General features: G+C 63.4%; 16 protein-coding genes and 1 riboswitch. Of the genes, 8 read left to right on the top strand and 8 right to left on the bottom strand.

The genetic code is table 11. The features are described from left to right. Positions 1-70: 70 nt before the first annotated feature. The 5 genes from C8J25_RS19005 (at position 71) to C8J25_RS18980 (ending at position 6,441) form a co-directional block, all read left to right on the top strand. Complete coding sequence (locus C8J25_RS19005) at positions 71-1,870, top strand: type IV secretory system conjugative DNA transfer family protein (protein ID WP_107955920.1); 1,800 nt, start codon at positions 71-73, stop codon at positions 1,868-1,870. Positions 1,871-1,925: 55 nt separating this feature from the next. Next, positions 1,926-2,609, top strand: a complete 684-nt coding sequence (locus tag C8J25_RS19000; protein ID WP_244187223.1) for an LPD7 domain-containing protein — start codon at positions 1,926-1,928, stop codon at positions 2,607-2,609. A gap of 601 nt (positions 2,610-3,210) precedes the next feature. Next, positions 3,211-4,296, top strand: coding sequence for a sulfite oxidase (locus C8J25_RS18995; protein WP_043150693.1), 1,086 nt, complete (start codon positions 3,211-3,213; stop codon positions 4,294-4,296). Continuing rightward, positions 4,266-4,736, top strand: coding sequence for a YidH family protein (locus tag C8J25_RS18990; protein WP_208622645.1), 471 nt, complete (start codon positions 4,266-4,268; stop codon positions 4,734-4,736). The genes C8J25_RS18995 and C8J25_RS18990 overlap by 31 nt, the downstream gene beginning before the upstream one ends. A gap of 240 nt (positions 4,737-4,976) precedes the next feature. After that, positions 4,977-5,053: riboswitch (Fluoride riboswitch) on the top strand. Between the two features lie 23 nt (positions 5,054-5,076). Continuing rightward, positions 5,077-6,441 (top strand): voltage-gated chloride channel family protein, encoded by a 1,365-nt coding sequence (locus tag C8J25_RS18980; RefSeq protein ID WP_043150688.1) that lies wholly within the window; start codon positions 5,077-5,079, stop codon positions 6,439-6,441. Positions 6,442-6,450: 9 nt separating this feature from the next. Here the strand turns inward: C8J25_RS18980 and C8J25_RS18975 are convergent, their stop codons facing one another. The 6 genes from C8J25_RS18975 to C8J25_RS18950 all read right to left on the bottom strand — a co-directional run bounded on the left by C8J25_RS18975 (position 6,451) and on the right by C8J25_RS18950 (position 12,599). After that, on the bottom strand, positions 6,451-6,927 hold the full coding sequence (locus tag C8J25_RS18975; RefSeq protein WP_107955917.1) for a hypothetical protein: 477 nt from the start codon (positions 6,925-6,927) through the stop codon (positions 6,451-6,453). A 12-nt stretch (positions 6,928-6,939) separates the two neighbouring features. Beyond that, positions 6,940-8,184, bottom strand: coding sequence for a molybdopterin-dependent oxidoreductase (locus C8J25_RS18970; protein WP_199860755.1), 1,245 nt, complete (start codon positions 8,182-8,184; stop codon positions 6,940-6,942). A 106-nt stretch (positions 8,185-8,290) separates the two neighbouring features. After that, positions 8,291-9,442: a TDT family transporter gene (locus C8J25_RS18965; RefSeq protein ID WP_107955916.1), complete on the bottom strand. Its 1,152-nt coding sequence runs from the start codon at positions 9,440-9,442 to the stop codon at positions 8,291-8,293. Then, on the bottom strand, positions 9,439-10,311 hold the full coding sequence (locus C8J25_RS18960) for a LysR family transcriptional regulator (RefSeq protein WP_019054677.1): 873 nt from the start codon (positions 10,309-10,311) through the stop codon (positions 9,439-9,441). Before C8J25_RS18960 ends, C8J25_RS18965 begins: the two co-directional genes overlap by 4 nt. A gap of 88 nt (positions 10,312-10,399) precedes the next feature. Continuing rightward, the gene (locus C8J25_RS18955; RefSeq protein ID WP_244187222.1) at positions 10,400-11,458 is read right to left on the bottom strand and encodes a malate dehydrogenase; all 1,059 of its coding nucleotides are present in this window, start codon (positions 11,456-11,458) and stop codon (positions 10,400-10,402) included. Beyond that, on the bottom strand, positions 11,430-12,599 hold the full coding sequence (locus tag C8J25_RS18950) for a YncE family protein (protein ID WP_051583499.1): 1,170 nt from the start codon (positions 12,597-12,599) through the stop codon (positions 11,430-11,432). The genes C8J25_RS18955 and C8J25_RS18950 overlap by 29 nt, the downstream gene beginning before the upstream one ends. A 244-nt stretch (positions 12,600-12,843) precedes the next feature. On the opposite strand from C8J25_RS18950, the gene C8J25_RS18945 reads away from it, so the two are divergent. Genes C8J25_RS18945 through C8J25_RS18935 form a run of 3 tightly spaced genes read left to right on the top strand, consistent with a single transcriptional unit; the run spans position 12,844 to position 15,142 of the window. Next, complete coding sequence (locus tag C8J25_RS18945) at positions 12,844-13,323, top strand: hypothetical protein (RefSeq protein ID WP_043150680.1); 480 nt, start codon at positions 12,844-12,846, stop codon at positions 13,321-13,323. Between the two features lie 35 nt (positions 13,324-13,358). Then, complete coding sequence (gene copM, locus C8J25_RS18940) at positions 13,359-13,727, top strand: CopM family metallochaperone (RefSeq protein WP_008828623.1); 369 nt, start codon at positions 13,359-13,361, stop codon at positions 13,725-13,727. Continuing rightward, positions 13,724-15,142: a YncE family protein gene (locus C8J25_RS18935; RefSeq protein WP_037535052.1), complete on the top strand. Its 1,419-nt coding sequence runs from the start codon at positions 13,724-13,726 to the stop codon at positions 15,140-15,142. Before copM ends, C8J25_RS18935 begins: the two co-directional genes overlap by 4 nt. 442 nt (positions 15,143-15,584) lie before the next feature. Here C8J25_RS18935 and C8J25_RS18930 read toward each other — a convergent pair whose 3' ends face one another. After that, positions 15,585-16,688, bottom strand: a complete 1,104-nt coding sequence (locus tag C8J25_RS18930; RefSeq protein WP_107955914.1) for a relaxase/mobilization nuclease domain-containing protein — start codon at positions 16,686-16,688, stop codon at positions 15,585-15,587. Then, positions 16,688-17,257: a hypothetical protein gene (locus C8J25_RS18925; protein ID WP_244187221.1), complete on the bottom strand. Its 570-nt coding sequence runs from the start codon at positions 17,255-17,257 to the stop codon at positions 16,688-16,690. The genes C8J25_RS18930 and C8J25_RS18925 overlap by 1 nt, the downstream gene beginning before the upstream one ends. Positions 17,258-17,290: the final 33 nt, after the last annotated feature.

Here is a 17,290-nt window from a genome sequence, read left to right as displayed (position 1 = left end):
GTGGTCCAGATGAAGAAGGTCGACGGCAAGTTCCGGATGACGGAGATCTACTACGATCCGGCAGGGCGTCATGCAGCCTAACCGGCGCGCACTCTTCGCCTTCGGCATTCCGGTTGCGCTCGTCGTCGCGTTCCTGATGGCCTCTGTCATCGCCTGGATATATCTCGGGCTTCCCAGCGCCAAGTTCGACCCGCTCAAGATGCCGGCGTTTTTCTGGTACTACCGGCACGATCCAGTCGTGCTGAAGGCTTTCGGCGCCGGTATGGGGATCGGGCTCTTCCTGGCGGCGATCACGATCTGGTGGTTCGCCAAACTCAAACCGCCCCTGCATGGCGCGGCGCGCTTCGCTCGGGAGAGCGAGATCCGTCGCGCCGGCTTCCGTGCCGCGAACGGCATCGTCTTGGGTAAGAAAGGCGGCAAATTCCTCACGTTCGGGGGGAGCGAACATTGCATCGTCGAGGCCCCTACCCGTTCCGGCAAGGGCGTCGGCATCGTCATTCCCAACCTGCTGTCATGGCAGGAATCCGTCGTCGTCCTCGACGTAAAGCGCGAAAATTGGGATGCAACGGCCGGCTTTCGCGAGAAGCACGGCCAAGCCGTCTACCTGTTCAATCCGACCGAGCCGGACGGCCGAACCGCCCGCTACAATCCGCTCGGCTACATCGACCGCATCGATCCCGACGAGGTAATCATCGAGCTGCAGAAGATCGCGACGATGCTGTTCGTCGCGCCCGAACGCGGCGAGCCGTTCTGGACGGACTCGGCACGGACCGCCTTTGTCGGGGTGGGTGCCTATCTCGCGGTTTCCGATCGGCCGTTCACCATCGGCTCGATCTACCGCTTGATGACGACGGGCGACACGCGCGGGTTCTTCCGCAGCGTTCTCGAGGAGCGGCACGATTTGTCGCAAGGCTGCCGCAACGCCCTCGCCGACTTCACGTCCGGCGCCGACAATACCTTCGCAGGCATCGTGCAGACCGTCACCTCCAAGCTGAGCCTATGGCTCAATCCACGGGTCGACGCGGCGACGGAGACGAGCGATTTCGATCTACGCGAGCTGCGCACCACTCCTATGTCGGTCTATCTTGGTGTATCGCCCGACGAGTTGGATCGCGTCGCGCCGCTCTACAATTTGCTGTTTCAACAGTTGATCGACCTCAACGTGCGCGAGCTGCCGGGTACACAAACGCCGCTACAGGTTCTCGTCATCCTCGACGAGTTTGCACGCATCGGCCGCGCGCAGACGATCGCCAGCGCCTTCTCCTACGTTGCTGGCTACGGCATCCGCCTTTTGCCGGTGATCCAGTCCAGATCGCAGCTCCGCGCGGTTTATGGCGAGCATGTCGCCAACGAGATCGTCGCCAATTGCGGCATAGAAGTCGCCTTCACGCCCAAGGAGCTGCGGGTTGCAAATGAGCTATCCGAGCGGATCGGATATGTCGGTCAGGAATCCGTCACGAAGTCGCTGACCATTCACGGCATCCTCGCCAACCGCTCCAAGTCCATGTCCGATCAGCGCCGCGCTCTCCTGCTGCCGCAAGAGCTGATGCAATTCCCCGATACCGAACTGCTTCTGCTGAGGGGCGGCATCCCCCCCATTCATGGCGACAAGATTCGGTATTTCGAAGATGCCCTATTCCGTAGCCGGCTGGCGCAGGCACCGGTGGTGGCCCCGATCCCGCAGCGGATCGATGACTTTGAGGAGCTGCCGGCTTGCGTTGAGCCGACGTTCGACCAGCTCACTGACCCCGATCCGATGTCATTCGCGATGGATAGCGTCGTCATTCAGGATTTCCCCGACATGCTCATTGACGTGTCGACCGAGCAACGGGGCGACGAACTTGTAGGTATGATCGAACAGGAGCGGTGACATGGATCAAAAGACCGACACTGCCGGCGTTGAGGCCGATCGGCGCCGTCGAACGATGGAGGTGCCGTCCGATCTGGAATCGCGGTTCCTGCGGGTCGGCGACAAGCTCTACCGGAGCCCACACGACAAAGAGCCGATGGCGACGATCACTCCCGATCGCATAAAGGCCAAGGATAGGGAGTCGCTGCCCGATCTGATCCGTCTCGCCAAAGAGAATGGGTGGACGTCGCTTCGGATCGATGGCGACGAAGAATTTAAGCGGGCAGCGTATCTCGCGGCTACGGCGCAGGGGCTCAAGATCGACGGGTATCAGCCGGACGCCAAGACGAAGGCTGCTGCCGAACGTGAACAGGCTCGCCAACCTGGCGCGATGCCGACGAAGGCGCAGGCCGCTCGCACTGCGAACCAGGTTCGCGACGCTAAGGAGCAGCCCGACCCCGGACACGATCTAGCCGAGCGATTTCGTCGACAGACGGATGTGCAAAATGCCAAAGACCCCGAGTTGCGTAAGGCGCAAAGCCACGTTGCACTGGCGATGGTGGTGGCGGCCGATCGCTTCCCGGGTGAGCATACCAAGCAGCGTGAGTTCGTCGCAGAGCGCAAAGAGGAGGTCGCCGCCCGGATCGATCGGGGCGAGCGGATCGCCGGCGTAGAGGTCAAGCAGAAGCAGGATCAGCAGGTCCGCGATATGACCCAGGAAGTGATTTACGAGAAGTCGCGCTCGATCGGGGGCCGGTGATAGCGGGTGTGCCACGTGGCACACATTCCCGTTTACCCGGCTCTAAATGGCAGTTTTAAGAAAGCGAAATCAGAAACAGGGTTTGGAAAGCCGAACCTGCGGGCGACCGCCAGTGCGATCGGAAGGGGCAGCCGCCGGCTACAGGTTCGTTTTGGGGAAGGCAGGAGTAACCGCTTGCGACCAACTCACGCCATACACCAGCAAAGGCGTGAAGGGCGGCTTTCTGCGTAACCTGCCACTCACGCCGCGCAGAGCCAACGCTTGGCGTTGCGACCCATCCCGGCCAACCCCCTGCTGAGTCAAAGGGGGCGGGACCTGCCGTGGCGGAAAACACCCGTTTGTCGCGCATCTGCGATGGCGATAGGGTTTTCCGTCATCCCTGGTGCCTAGCGACGACTTTTGGGACAAAGCCGTCGTAGCAAGCTCAGCCACATTGAGTCGATCTACGGGAAAGGCTGTCTTGCACTCGGCGCCTCTTGCGCGACGGCATGGCGATCGCTCCCCCCGTCTAGAAAGGGATAGGCTATCGAAAGAGTCTGGGTGACATCGTCCAGCCAAACGATCAATTTCGCTATTGATTTCATCATGGTAGGCCGCTTGCATGACCGCATCCGATCGCGCCGAACAGAATCTAATCCTCCGCTGTCCGGAGCCGCTCAATGCGGAAACGCCTCCGGATAAACTGATCACGTCCTTCCTGACGCCGCAGGCGAATTTCTACATCCGCAGTCACGGACCTACGCCGGAGCTGGCCGACGATCATCGTATAGCGCTGGACGGCTTGGTCGACCGCCCGCGCTCCTACACGGTCGCCGAACTTCAAACGGCATTTGCGACCCGGACAGTGACCGCGACCATGCAGTGCGCCGGCAATCGTCGGGCACATCTTCAAGACGTGGAAAAGACTTCGGGCGATCCCTGGGACGTGGGCGCGATCGGCAATGCGGCTTGGACCGGCGTCGCACTGTGCGACGTACTCGCCGCGGCCGGCATCCAAGATGGCGCGTCGTTCGTCGGCACTACGGGGGCCGACGACGTGGATGTCGATGGTGAGACGGCGCCGTTCGGTGCCTCGATCTCGATCGCCAAGGCGCTAGAGCCGGACGTGCTCATCGCCTGGGGCATGAACGGCGAGGTGCTGGCCCCCGAACATGGCGCACCGCTGCGGCTCGTCGTGCCGGGCTATGCGGGCGTTCGTAGCGCCAAGTGGCTGACGCGCATCGAGGTGCGCGATCGCCCGTCCGATGCGCCGATCCAGGCCAAGGACTACAAGCTCTTTCCGGCGTCGGTAGCGAAGGAGGACGCGGATTGGGACCGGGGCCTGACGATCGAGGAGATGCCGCTCAACGCTGCGATCTGCGCCCCCGTGGACGGCGCGCATATCGGCGCCGGCGCATGCGAAATCGCGGGCTATGCGGTCGCCTTCGGCCGAGCGGTCTCGCGCGTCGAGGTCTCCGTCAATGACGGCACCGACTGGCTGCAGGCGGAACTGACCAGCCAACCGGATTCACCCTGGAGCTGGACGCAGTGGCACGTCACGGTCGATCTCTCGCCCGGGCTCCACGTCCTGGTCGTGCGCGCCGTCGACGGTGCCGGGCAGATGCAGCCCGAACGGCCCGAAGCGATCTGGAACTTCGCCGGCTATCTCTCGACGGCTTGGCATCGCATCACCGTCACCGCCGGCTGATGGACGCGCCGCACGACGCCGATCGGGCCCATGCGAAGCTGGCGGAGAGCGCGAGCACGCTGAAGGACAGCGCAGTCCAGCAGGTGGACAGCGCTGATCGTCGCACGGAGCTTGCCGCAGACCGCACAATCCTCGCCGGTGAACGCACCTATGCCGCCTGGGTGCGTACCGGACTGGCGGCGCTCGCTTCCGGGATCGGCGCGCGCGCGCTGCTCAAGGACGTCGTGTTCCCGTGGCTGGCGACGGCGACCGGGACCATGCTGATCCTGTTCAGCGCCTTTTGCTTTGTCGCCGCGGTGTGGCGCGAGATGGGTGCCGGCGCCCCGCCGCCACGACCCGACATCAAGCGCCTGCCAGCGGCGTGGCTCCTGGTAATGAACGGGTTTCTTATGCTCGTGTCGCTGGCCGCGCTCGTCGGCATCTGGACGGCGCGCTCGTAGCGCAGCAGCGCTAACCACGCTACGGGCCGATCAGACCCGGCAGCGCATCGGCGGCTTTCGTGCGGTATCGCCCCTTGTGACGCAGCCCGAAAACGACGCGCGGGTCGAAACCGATCGGTCCCGCATGTAGCGTACCCGGGTCGGTCCATATAACGGGCTCAGATAGACCCTGGCGACTGACAGGTCCGAGCATTTGCCCGACCAACATGCCCATTGACGGTTGGGGCCAACGTCTCATACATCGACCTCGGCAATGGATTTCTGCCGGGCAATTTGGCCGAACCGCTCTGACATGAGCTGATGATTCCTACTTGGCGCCGTCAGGCAGCAAGGAGGAATTGTGCGCGCTACCTTTCGCAATCTGGTCGACACGCTGAACGTTGCGGCATTTGTGCGCGATCGTCACGACCATGCGATCTCTGTCCTGCGCTGGGCGCTGATCCTGCTGCCCATGGCGGCACTCGTCGGGACGCTATGTGCGGCGTTCCTGTTGAGCCTCGATACCGTTACGCGACTGCGGTTCGCATCGCCCTGGCTGCTCTATCTGCTGCCGGTGGGCGGGTTCGTGGTCGGATTGCTCTACCATCTCACCGGGCGCTCGGTGGAGGGCGGCAACAACCTGATCGTCGAGCAGATCCACGAGCCGGGCGGCGGTGTGCCGCTGCGGATGGCGCCGCTCATCTTCTTCGGCACAGTGGTGACGCATCTTTTCGGTGGCTCGGCCGGACGTGAAGGCACCGCCGTCCAATTAGGCGGAAGCCTTGCCAGCGGTTTCGGCCGCGCGCTCCACCTCGATGCGGGCGGCACGCGCATCCTGTTGAAGACGGGGATCGCAGCCGGGTTCGGCGCGGTCTTCGGCACGCCGATCGCAGGAGCGGTCTTCGCGCTCGAAGTGCTGGCGATCGGCCGCGTTGAATATTCCGCGCTGGTGCCTTGCCTTGTTGCAGCGCTGGTCGGCGATTGGACGTGCCTCGCCTGGGGTATCCATCACGGTGTCTACCCGATCGGTGCGTTGATACCCGTCGATGCGCTGCTCGTGACGAAGGCAGGTGTTGCGGGGATCATATTCGGACTGGTCGGTCTGGCCTTCGCCGAAGCCAACCACGTGGTCGGGGGATGGCTCAAGCGGATCGTTCCCTATGGTCCACTACGTCCAGTGATCGGCGGGGCCGTCGTTATCGCGCTCGTCTTCCTGTTCGGCACGCGCGACTATCTGGGCCTGGGTGTCCTGGCAGCGGGGCCCGACAGCCTTACCATCGCCAGCTTCTTCGGACCGGACACGCATCCGTGGAGTTGGGCGATCAAGCTGCTGTTTACCGTCGTCACGCTCGGCGCGGGTTTCAAAGGCGGTGAAGTCACGCCGTTGTTCTTCATCGGCGCAGCGCTCGGTAACGCGCTGGCGCCTTTCTTGGGCGTGCCGACGGGCCTGTTCGCCGCGATCGGCTTTGTCGCGGTGTTTGCCGGGGCCGCCAATACCCCGCTCGCCTGCACCTTCATGGGAATCGAACTGTTCGGCGCCGCCTATGCGGTGCCGATCGCCGTCGCCTGTTTCGTGGCCTATCTCTGCTCGGGCCACAACGGCATCTACCTGTCGCAGCGCGTTGCGATACCCAAGGTGCCGGCAGACGGTCTGGCGCCCGATGCGACACTGCGCGAGACACGTACACGCCGCACAGCACTTCGCGCGCAAAACCGCGTGTCGTGAGTTGATGGCTTAACCTGATCCTCCCGATACGTCGGGCGCAGCCTTCGGATCGGGGTCCTGTGCCTTGCCCTTCGCGGCGCCCGGCTGCTTCGTGCTCATGGCAGTCAGATAGGCGACGATCGCCGGTACGTCGGCTGCGGCGACGGGTGCCTTGTAGACCTCGCGCATCTTGGTGACCTCCGCGGTCCACTGGTCGCCAGAGAGTGGTGGCTGGTTCAGCGCCATGCTCGCCGAATGACACGACGTGCAGTTGGCATTGATGACATCGGCATGCGGGCCGGCGGGATATTGACCTTCGTCGGTCGGAAGATCGACCGAGGTGGACGCCAGCGAAAAGCCGCGCGCCGAGACGCTTGGCGGCGGTGGTGCAGTCGGGGCCGCAGGCGGCGGGGCGACGCGGCTGTTCGGGGCACCGATCGCGAGCAGAAGAACGACGGTCGCGCCGACGAACCCGAACGACAGCGTGCCGATGGAAGGCGTTTTCATGCGGTGCGCTCCTCAGCCGACGACGATGTTGGTGGTTTCGATGTTGCCGCGCATGAACCCGCCCGGATTCCAGATCGGCGTCATCGGCTGCGCGATGCCGGCGGTGTTCCAGCAGCGCGACATCAGCTTTGTTGGGCCCGCATGCGTGAGCGGAACCTGCGCATCCCAGCGGCGGAAACTGTATTTGCCGTGATCGGGGCCGAGCGTCGTCTTGTACCAGGTCTTGCCGTTGTCGGTCGACACATCGACCTTGGCGACGCCGCAATCGCCCCCCATCGCAATACCGCCCAGCGGGATCGAGCGATCGAACGCGATCACCTGCCCCTCGTCGAGGCTCGTGACCCAGCTGCGCGGGATCATCTTGTTGATGGGGACGGTCGGAAAATCCTTCTGGCCAGGCCGCACGTTCGCGCCGGGCGTGGCGGGCACCTTGTACGCCTTGGCCATCCAGTAACCGTCGTCGGGCGCGGCAAGCACCTCGATGTCGTTCAGCATCTTGACCCAGTAGGTCGAATACCAGCCGGGTACGATCAGCCGGACCGGGAAGCCGTTGAGGAGCGGCATCTGTTTGCCGTTCATCCCGAAGGCGAGCATCACCTCGCCGTCGCGCGCATGGTCGATCGACAGCGACTTGGCGAAATCCGGTCCGCCCGCGACCACCGGCTGGTCGAGCGCACCGAACCGCACCGCGACCGCGCCCGGCTTCACGCCGGCGATATCGAGCACATCCCGCAGCCGCACGCCGAGCCATTTGGCGTTGCCCATCGCCCCGTGACGCCACTGCGCACCCGCCACCGGAGGCTGGAACAACGCCCGCGAATTGCCCGAGCATTGGTTGATTGCCGCCAACTCGACGCGCGGCAGCTTCAGCAGTTGCGCGAGCGAGATCGACAGCGGACGCGTGACCGCGCCGTACACCTTGATCCGGAACGCCTCGACATCGATCGCGGTCGGAATGTCGGCCCAGTGCCAGCGGACGAAGAACTGGTCGTTCGGCGTGAAGACGTCGCCATTGAACACGCTCATCGGCGTTTCCAGCAACGGCGGGTGGATACGCTGGAGGATCATGTTGCCCTTGCCGGGGAACGCGTTGGTCATGGGCCGTTCCGATGGGCCACCTGGCAGATGCAGATCGACCATGCTCTGCGCCAGCGCGGGTGCGGCGATCAGCGCGCCGCTACCGATCGCGGCTTCTGAGAGAAAGCGACGGCGGTTCGTCGCCTGCGCCAATTTCATATCCAGGCTGTCCACCAGCATTCTCCCTTCGATGTCATGCTTTTATGCGCGACCCGTCCGCCGGTCTGCCCGGTACGGGTCGATCGGATGCGACGGTTCGATCCGACAGGACGATCAGTTCGGCCCATCAATTGGCTTGGGCGATGCAGGGCGACACGAACAGGTTCCCGCGCCAGCCGCCCGCGACCGTCTTGGCGCCGACCAGCAGCCACATTGCTGCGAGCGCCACTGTGAGGACAGTGCCGACGATCCCGAAAAAGCCGAGCTGAAGCGTCGTGCCGAGCTTGAAGGTGGCGACCGTGTAGACGCCAAGCGGGAAGGTATAGCCCCACCAGCCGAGGTTGAACGGAATGCCCGCGCGCCAGTAGCGGATCGTGATCAGCGTCGCGAGCGCCAGCCACCACAGACCGAAACCCCAGAGCAGCAGCCCGGCAATCGTGCCAATCCCCTGCGCTACCGCGCCGATCTGCCCCAGGCCGTTGGCGGCGAGGATCGCGGGCGCGTTGCTGCCGAGCACCAGCATCCCAAGCGCGCCGGTGCCAATCGGACCGAGCGCGAGCCAGCTCGAGGCGGCCATGCTCTCGTGCGGCAGCTTGTGCAGTGCCATCCGCAGGATCAGGATCGCGAGGATGCCGAACGCGACCGGCACTGAATAAGCCCAGAGCACATACGACGTTGCGAGCACGACGAACTGGTGATGCGCGTCCGCCAGATGCGGGGCGAGCAGGCCGCCGCTCGCACCTGCGACCTCCGCCGCGACCACCGGCAGCAGCCACACCGCGGTCATGCCGTCGAGCGAATGTTCGTGCCGCGTGAACATGAGGTAGGGGATCGCCACACCGCAGGCGAGCGACATCGCGACGTCGATCCACCACAATGTCTCGGCGATCGGGATCACGCCCGCGCCGAACTGCGGCAGGCCGAATGCAAGACATCCGTTGATGATCGTCGCCAGCCCCATCGGGATCGTGCCGATGAACATCGACACGGTGTTGTGCCCGAAGATCCGCCGCGCCTCGTGTCCGAACATCGTCCAGCGCGCGGTGTAGAGCCCGGCGAACAGCGTGAAGAGCGCGATGTTGAAGTACCACAGCGCCTCGCCGACCGGGTGCAGCGATGCGCCGACGCCCGGCACCTGCGGCAAGGCGAGCGCGAGAATGCCGGTGCCCATCGTAGCGGCGAACCAGTTGGGGGTGAACTGCCGGATCATCTCGCGCGGGGAGTCGAGCCGGCTGAGGGGCTTCAGGCCATCGAGAACGGGTTTCAGATCGGCGGTCACTTGCCAGTCTCCTTGATGAGATCGGTCAGCGCATCGGCCGCCCGCGTTCGATACCGCTCTTTATGGCGCAGCGCGTAGAACGGACGCCGCGGCAGACCGAGCGGTAGATCGTGCAACGTGCCGGCCGCGATTGCAGGTGCGACGACATGCTGCGACAGCACCGCGACGCCCGCCCCGGCCTCGACCGCGCTACGTACCGCCTCGTTCGATGGTAGCATCAGCGCCACGGTGAGGTCCGACGGATCGACGCCGCGCTGGCGCAGCACCTCCTCGAACGACGAGCGCGTGCCCGATCCCTGCTCGCGGACGATCCAGCGTGCGGCGCGGATCCAGTCCTCGTCGATCGTGTCGGCTGCGCGGTCGCTTACCAGCACCATGCGGTCGTTCGCGACCGTCCAATGCGCGAGCGCGGGCTCGTCGATCACACCCTCGACGAAGCCGAGCTCGACCGCACCGTCGAGCACGCGCGCCGCGGCCCCCTCGGTGTTGTCGATCGCCAGTTCGATTGAGATCGCGGGGTAGCGCGCATGGAACGCGGCCAGCTGGCGGGGCAGCCAATAGCCCGCGATCGTCTGGCTTGCGACTAGCCGCAGAGTGCCGCGCTCCAGTCCTGCATATTCGGCCAGTGCAAGTTCCGCGCTGGCGGCACGGCCAAGCACTGCGCGTGCGTCGACCAGAAACATGCGGCCCGCTTCGGACAGTTCGATCCCACGGCCGACCCGGTGGAACAGCGGCACGCCGTGCCGGGCTTCCAGCGCGGCGATGGCAGCGCTTGCAGCTGACTGCGTCACATTGAGCGCTTCGGCCGCGCGCGTCATGTGCTCGCGCTCAGCGACACCGACGAAAATCCTGAGTTGTTCCAGGGTCATGCCCGATCTCCTTGCCCCAATGATAGGGAAAGGAGATCAATCGCACCAACCAAAGATTACGGTCATTCCAATCAGATATACCGATCGGTCAGTTCAGAATGTCGATAACCGCCTCACGTTCATCGACCAGTTCGGCAATCGTGCGATCAAGCATCGTTCGCTGGAATGGATCGAGGATCAGTCCTTCGATACGCGCATACCCACCGCTTTTGCAGTGCACCGGCACGCCGCACACCAGCCCTTGCGGGATACCGTAGGAGCCATCTGACACCACGCCCATCGACACCCAATTGTCGCCTGCGCCGTGCACCCAATCGCGCAGATGGTCGATCGCCGCATTTGCTGCCGACGCTGCCGAGGACGCACCCCGTGCTTCGATGATCGCGGTTCCGCGCTGCGCAACGGTGGGGATCAGGGTCTCGCGGTACCAGGCCTCGTTTCCGATACGGTCGGCAAGCTTTTGGCCATCGAGTTCGGCATTCCCCCAGTCGGCAAACATCGTCGGCGAATGGTTTCCCCAGACGACGAGCTTTGTAATCGCATCGACACCGACACCCGCCTTGGCCGCAAGCTGTCCCTGCGCGCGGTTGTGATCGAGGCGGATCATCGACGTGATGTTTTCGGCAGGGAAACCCGGTGCGCTTTGCGCAATGATCCAGGCATTTGTGTTGGCGGGATTACCGACGACCAGGATCTTGGCGTCGCGTTTGGCCACTGCGTCCAGCGCTGCGCCCTGCGTCTTGAAGATCGCTGCGTTGGCAGCGAGCAAATCACGGCGCTCCATGCCCTTCGAGCGGGGACGAGACCCGACCAGCATGGCCGCATCGATGTCCTTGAAAGCCACCATCGGATCATCAGTAATGATCACATCTGCCAGCAGCGGGAACGCGCAATCCTCCAGTTCCATGACCACGCCGCGTACTGCGTCCAGCGCCTGCGGCACGTCGAGCAGTTGAAGGATAACGGGCTGGTCCGGTCCGAACACGTCACCCTGCGCGACCCGGAAGAGCAGCGAATAGCAAATTTGTCCTGCGGCACCGCTGATCGCGATCCTGACGGGGGGCTTGGTCATTTTGGAAAGGGCTTTCGTTGGGAGATTACAGACGGTGTGAGACCGATCAACGCGCCGCCAGGGCAAGCGCCGCATCGCGCCCGGATGGCACCAGATTGGCGAGACCTTTTCCTGATCTTACGGCACCAGGAACGTAGATCAGGCTCTGCGCATCCGTACTGATCGGGATCGTCGACACGGTGGTGTACGTCAGCGTGTCGATCCCAGCGACCTTGTTGGTTCCGGCCAGGCTGGCATAGATCCTCGTACCATCGCCCGACGGCCAAACCGCACTCGGAGCCGCTTGTAGCGGGACGGTTGCCACAGCCTCCAGGCTGTCGGTTCTATAGACCTTGATTGCAGGTTGATCGCCGCCAACGCTGACATAGGCAAAGGAATCGTCTGCGCGCTGGGCGAAGTTGACCGCGCCCGTTGCTGGACCAGTGTTTATCACTTCGCGTACCGCAAACGGCGGTTTGGCAGCAAAGACCGTGGTCGTGCCGCTCTCGCGGCGTGTTGCCCAGATCTGTTTGCCATCTGGCGAGACCGCGATTGCTCCCGCACCTGCACCGTTGCTGGCAACGTGTCCGACGACGCGCCGATGCTCGACGTCGACAACCAGGATGGACGGCCTTTCAGTAAGCGATACAAAGGCATAGCGTCCGTTTGGCGACAGGATGGTCGCGCCCGCTCCGCCACTTGCTGGTACGCGGGTGATCTCCCGCGCTGTCTTAGGATCCACGACCGCGATGGCATGTTCATCGCCGAGCGAAACCCAGAGTTCGTGCCCATTGGGCGTAAACGCGACGGCGGTAGGCGACGTCTGGAACACGGTCCGGCCTCGTTCCGTGTTCGTGGCCAGATCTACGAGCGTCACACTGTGCTGCGCTAATGCCGATACCGCCAGGGTCCGCCCGTCACGCGTTGCAGCCAGGTGCTGGACTTTGGGGCTGGAAAAGCTGGGCTCAGCTATCGCGCTTTTGGCGAGGTCGATCCGTCCCAGTTCGTTGCCCGCTGCAGGATCGATGACAACGATCTTCGTCGATGTAGGGTCAGACACATAGATCCGGTCATGATGGCTGAGGTCGATATCAGCCTTCGACCACGGTGCCTGAACCGCCTTGATATCGTAGGGAAAGTCGTCCGCCGCAGGTGCAGCCCAATAGGCCTGAGCGATCGCCGGGACTGGCGCTACGGAGGCCAACATCGCGGCAACCAGAACGATCGCAGCTTTCATCGTTTGATCCTTATCACGGACCCGGCGGGTGATCGTGCCGGTCCGATGCCGCTAGATCGACCGATATGTCCCTCGCGTCCAACGCATGGTCGCGATGATTTCAATACGAAAACGCGATTATAGATCGCCGACCGTTCCTGTTAAATGATTGGAATGACCGTGGTTATGCGTTGGACCGACCGCCCCGCCGCAATCATCTATCCTGTCACGCTCGGCATTCATCGAGACGCGCGGAGACTTCCTCATGGCAACACAGCCGATCTACGATCTCGCTACCGAGACACTCGTTGCTCCTAAGCCTGTGCGTCGACATCTCGCAATCGTGCCGGATGCAGGCAATTATGACGAGCTGGAAAGAACGGCTCCAGGCATCGCATCGCGCGGCGTCCATCCTGCCACGTTGGGCTTGCTCGTCGGCGTGTATGCAGCAATGTTGCTGACTTTCTGGACCTTCTTCGCACGTGATGCAGCTACGGCGCTCGTCCTGACGGTCGTGTCGGTCTTCATGATCCTGTATTTCGGTCTGATTGCTGGCGGCATCGTACTCAGCGATACTCCCGCCCCCGGCGAACCCCTCCGTTCGTTCTCGGAGTTCATCAAGGGCCCGGTCGATATCTTGACGGGCACGATCACAGGGCGCGAAGCGGCTATACAGATGCTCTTTCTCCCGGCCTGCATGGCCGTGCTAGCAACGATTATCGGCATCATCGCTCGCGTGTCGTAAACAGGAAAACTAGGGACAGGACGATGAGATCACGCATGACCTTGCTGATGGCGATAGGCTTGTCCGTATCGACCGCTGCTATCGCGCAAACGGACGGCTTCGCGTCCGCGATGGATGCGGCGATGACGCGGATGCACGGCGCGATGATGACCGGCTATTCAAACGATCCCGATCGCGACTTCGCAAGGATGATGATCCCGCATCATCAAGGTGCGATCGACATGGCTGAGATCGAGCTGCGTTACGGCAAGGACGAACGCCTGCGCCGGCTTGCGCAAGGGATCATCGTCGAACAGCGTCAGGAAATCGCGGTGATGCAGGGCATCCTATCCGAAGGCGGCGCGTTGCCACGTCACACCGGACCGACCGCGACTGGTCACCCCCATCACGGAGACCGTCCATGAAGCGTTTCACCCTAACCGCCTGCACCGCCTTGTGCTTTTCAGGCCCTGCGTTTGCCCAGCAAGTGCCCAATGCGACCCCCGACATCCCTGTCAGCGCGCAGGACCGGTTCTACACGTCGGACCAGTTCTCCAACACCGTGTCGGTGATCGACCCATCAACCAACACGCTGCTCGGCGTCATCAAGCTCGGCGACCAGACCCCCGCCAACCTCAGCCCGCTCTACAAGGGGCAGCTGCTTGTCCACGGCATGGGCTTCTCGCCCGATCGTAAGACGCTGGCGGCGATCTCGATCGGTTCGAACTCGGTGACGTTCATCGATACCGCGACCAATGCCGTGAAGCACACGACCTATGTCGGGCGCTCGCCGCATGAGGCGTTTTTCCGCCCCGACGGTCGCGAAGTCTGGGTCGCGGTGCGCGGCGAGGATTATATCCAGGTGCTCGACGGCAAGACCTTCGCGCCGACCACGCGCATCCCCGTCCCCAACGGCCCCGGCATGACGATTTTCTCGCCGAACGGGAAATACGGCTATGTCTGTTCGAGCTTCTCACCCGAGACCGTGGTGATCGACACCGCCTCGAAGAAGATCGTCGGTCGCGTCAAGCAGGCAAGCCCGTTCTGCCCCGACATCGCCGCGACGCCCGACGGCAAGCAGGTCTGGCTGACGCTGAAGGACGTCGGCAAGGTCATGGTGTTCGACGCCAAGCCACCCTTCGCAGTGCTGAAGACGTTCGACACCGGCGCGATCACCAACCACGTCAACATCGCCCGCACCAAGGCCGGCCAGTTCGCCTATGTGACGGTCGGCACCGAGAATGTCGTGAAGGTGTTCCGCACCACCGACTTCGTGCAGGTCGCGAGCATCCCGGTCGGCGCGCTGCCGCACGGTCTGTGGCCGTCGGGCGACGGCTCGCGGATCTATGTCGGGCTGGAGAACGCCGACGCTGTTGCAGCGATCGACACCGCCAGCAACACCGTCATCGCGACGATTCCGATCGGTCAGGGGCCGCAAGGCGTGGCCTATGTTCCCGGCGCGGTGCCGGTAGGCGAAGGCCGTGCAAACCTGATACCGCTCGCACAGGCCGGCATGAAGATCCAGCTGACCCTCGCCGGGACTGGCCGCAGCCAGGTCACGCTGTTCGATCAAGGCCAAGTCCAGATCCTGCAGGCGGCGGTTGCGGGCCTCAGCCCAAAGATGCCCTATGTCCTTGGGCTATCCTCCCGCGCTGATGGTGGCGGCGTGATCCAGCCTCTGGCAAAGTTCATGACCAATCCCGCGGGCGGCGCGATCGTCAACACGCTCGGACCGCTCCGCCAGATCGTCAGCGACGCGAAGGGCGACATGCGCCGGTACCTCGTCATTGCGTCAGGCGACCCGATGATGCCGAGCGCTGTCGTTCAGGTGCAGAAATGAGGGTTCAGGTGAACCCTGCGATCTCCTGTCCGTATCCAGTATCTTGGTCATGACGCCGGTATAGGTTGCCGCAGCGTCTTGAGACTGTCGGAAAACACATGTTTGTCGACCCAGCGCACTGCAAATTCTGGAGAATGGCGGCGCGGGCGGTGGCGTAGGTGCTCCATGTTCGCACCATTGTGCGAGATACCCTGTCGGATTGAGAAAGTGCGCGACAACCTCGGAGGTGAGGTTTTTCGTCAGGGGAGCAGCGGCTGCTAATTTGGCGTGAGATCCAATCCCGGTGAAGTCGCTTCCGTGCAGGCTGGCTCGTTGCCGAGCCGATCTCGGAAGCTCCGCGAATGGCCAGTTCATCCGAAACCCGACATTCACCACCGATTGCCCGAACGACGGCTTTGTCCCACTTGTTGTCATCCGAGAGCCAAGTCGGGCAATTCTGTGCCTAGCGCCGCCTGGGTGGTGGTGGAGGTGTGCCACGTGGCACATCCCGATCCGGTTGCGCCTCGTTTCGCGCACGATCCCGTGCGTCTCGGACCCGTTTCTCGGCATCGCGAAGCATCATGTCCGGCACCGTTTCAATACCAGCACGCTCTTGGACGAACTTCCGGACGTCGCCGGCGAGCTGGCGGTCTTCACGGTTGCCGGTGCGATCTAGGCGATCGGCCGCGGCCTCGTAGCGCCGTTTGGTGTCCTGCCAGCGTGCCCGCGTCTTGGTCGCCAGCGCTGGCTGCTGGGCCTTGCCGAGAGCGATTTGCATCGCCTCGCGCGCTTGCCGCAGATCGGCATCGGTAGGTTGGCGGGACGCACCGTTGCGTATGCGCGCGCGTAACTGCGTCAGGGCCATGCTGGTGCCCGCCCTTCCCTGTCCGCGCGTATAGCGCGGCGTCGCCTCTGCCTCGACACCGCGGCTGCGCAGCGCTTCGGCAAACGCCTCGCGAAATCGAAACAGATCCTCGCGCCTAGGATCGAAGCGCTTCCGGTCCATTCCTTCGGCTTGAACCGTCAGATGAACATGCGGCCTAGGTGTGTCGGTGTGAAGCGCAAGGACGTAGTCGTGATTGTCACCAATCAATCGTTCGGCCGCTTCCCTGACGGACTCCCTTACCTTGTCGGGGTTCGTGCCTGCTGGCATTGAGAACACCATCGCAACGGCCGAAACCGATGTTCCCTGCCGCCAATAGAGTGGGTCGGACCATTCGTCCGCGATCTGATGCGCATCATTTTTCGACGTGATCCGCTCGCCATCCCGTGTCTCGATCGCGATGTCGCCGTGGCGGCCGATATAATCGAGATGCGCGGCTAGGTGCTTCGCGCCCTTCTTCCGCCCTGTCACCTTGACCAGTACCTCCGGCGTGCGGTGAACAACCCGCGCAAGAGTGGCCCGAACGGCCGAAGCTGTCGGCGCGACGTTGTGTCGGGGCGTGAATGCCCCTGTGCCGTTAACGATGCTCTTGGCGTAACGCGCGTTCGGATCGCCCACGATGCGCGGCTTGAACCGCGGTTTCATCGCCTCCCACAGCTCATCTTCGCGCTCGCCGAAGGGCATCAGTCCGCGACCTCCCAATAAGCGGCGTCGCCACGAAGCGCGCCGCCTAGCGCGTCGACCTGTTCCGTGATGTCCTCGCGCATGTCCGCAATGCGACGCAGCTCCCGCTCGATCTGCAGGCCGCTATCCGCCATTAGCGAGGCGTTTCCGGCCTTCATCGCCTGGTTGAGGTTTCGCCCGATGCGTTGAAGCTGCATCCGGATCGGCGCGAGCGCATCGCGCAAACCGTCGTCGACGTTGCCCTTTAATCCTAGATGACGTCGCACCAGTGCTTTGATCCAACGCGAACGGTCGACGCCGCGATCGGCCGCTCGCCGATCGAGCAGCGCCAGCTCGGCATCGGTGAAGCTGAGCGTCACGCGGTTACCGGCACCATCGGCGCGTGGCGCGATCCGAGGTGCGTCGATCACCCGCTTCAATGACTGCTGAAGCACAGTCCGCAGGAGCGCGCTGCGCCCTCCCCTACCCTCTGCGACAGCATCGAACGCGTTCAACAGGTCGCGATCAATACGCGCCGTCAGCATCGCGGTCGGCCTGGTTGGGGATGCAGGTTGCGAGGCTGCGGTCATGTCCTGAAGGGATAATGTAATACAGCAACGACA

This window comes from Sphingomonas faeni, assembly GCF_003053745.1.
Classification (GTDB): Bacteria; Pseudomonadota; Alphaproteobacteria; order Sphingomonadales; family Sphingomonadaceae; genus Sphingomonas; species Sphingomonas faeni.
The sequence above is the reverse complement of the archived record's forward strand: the minus strand, read 5'-3'. Positions and strand labels throughout refer to the sequence as shown.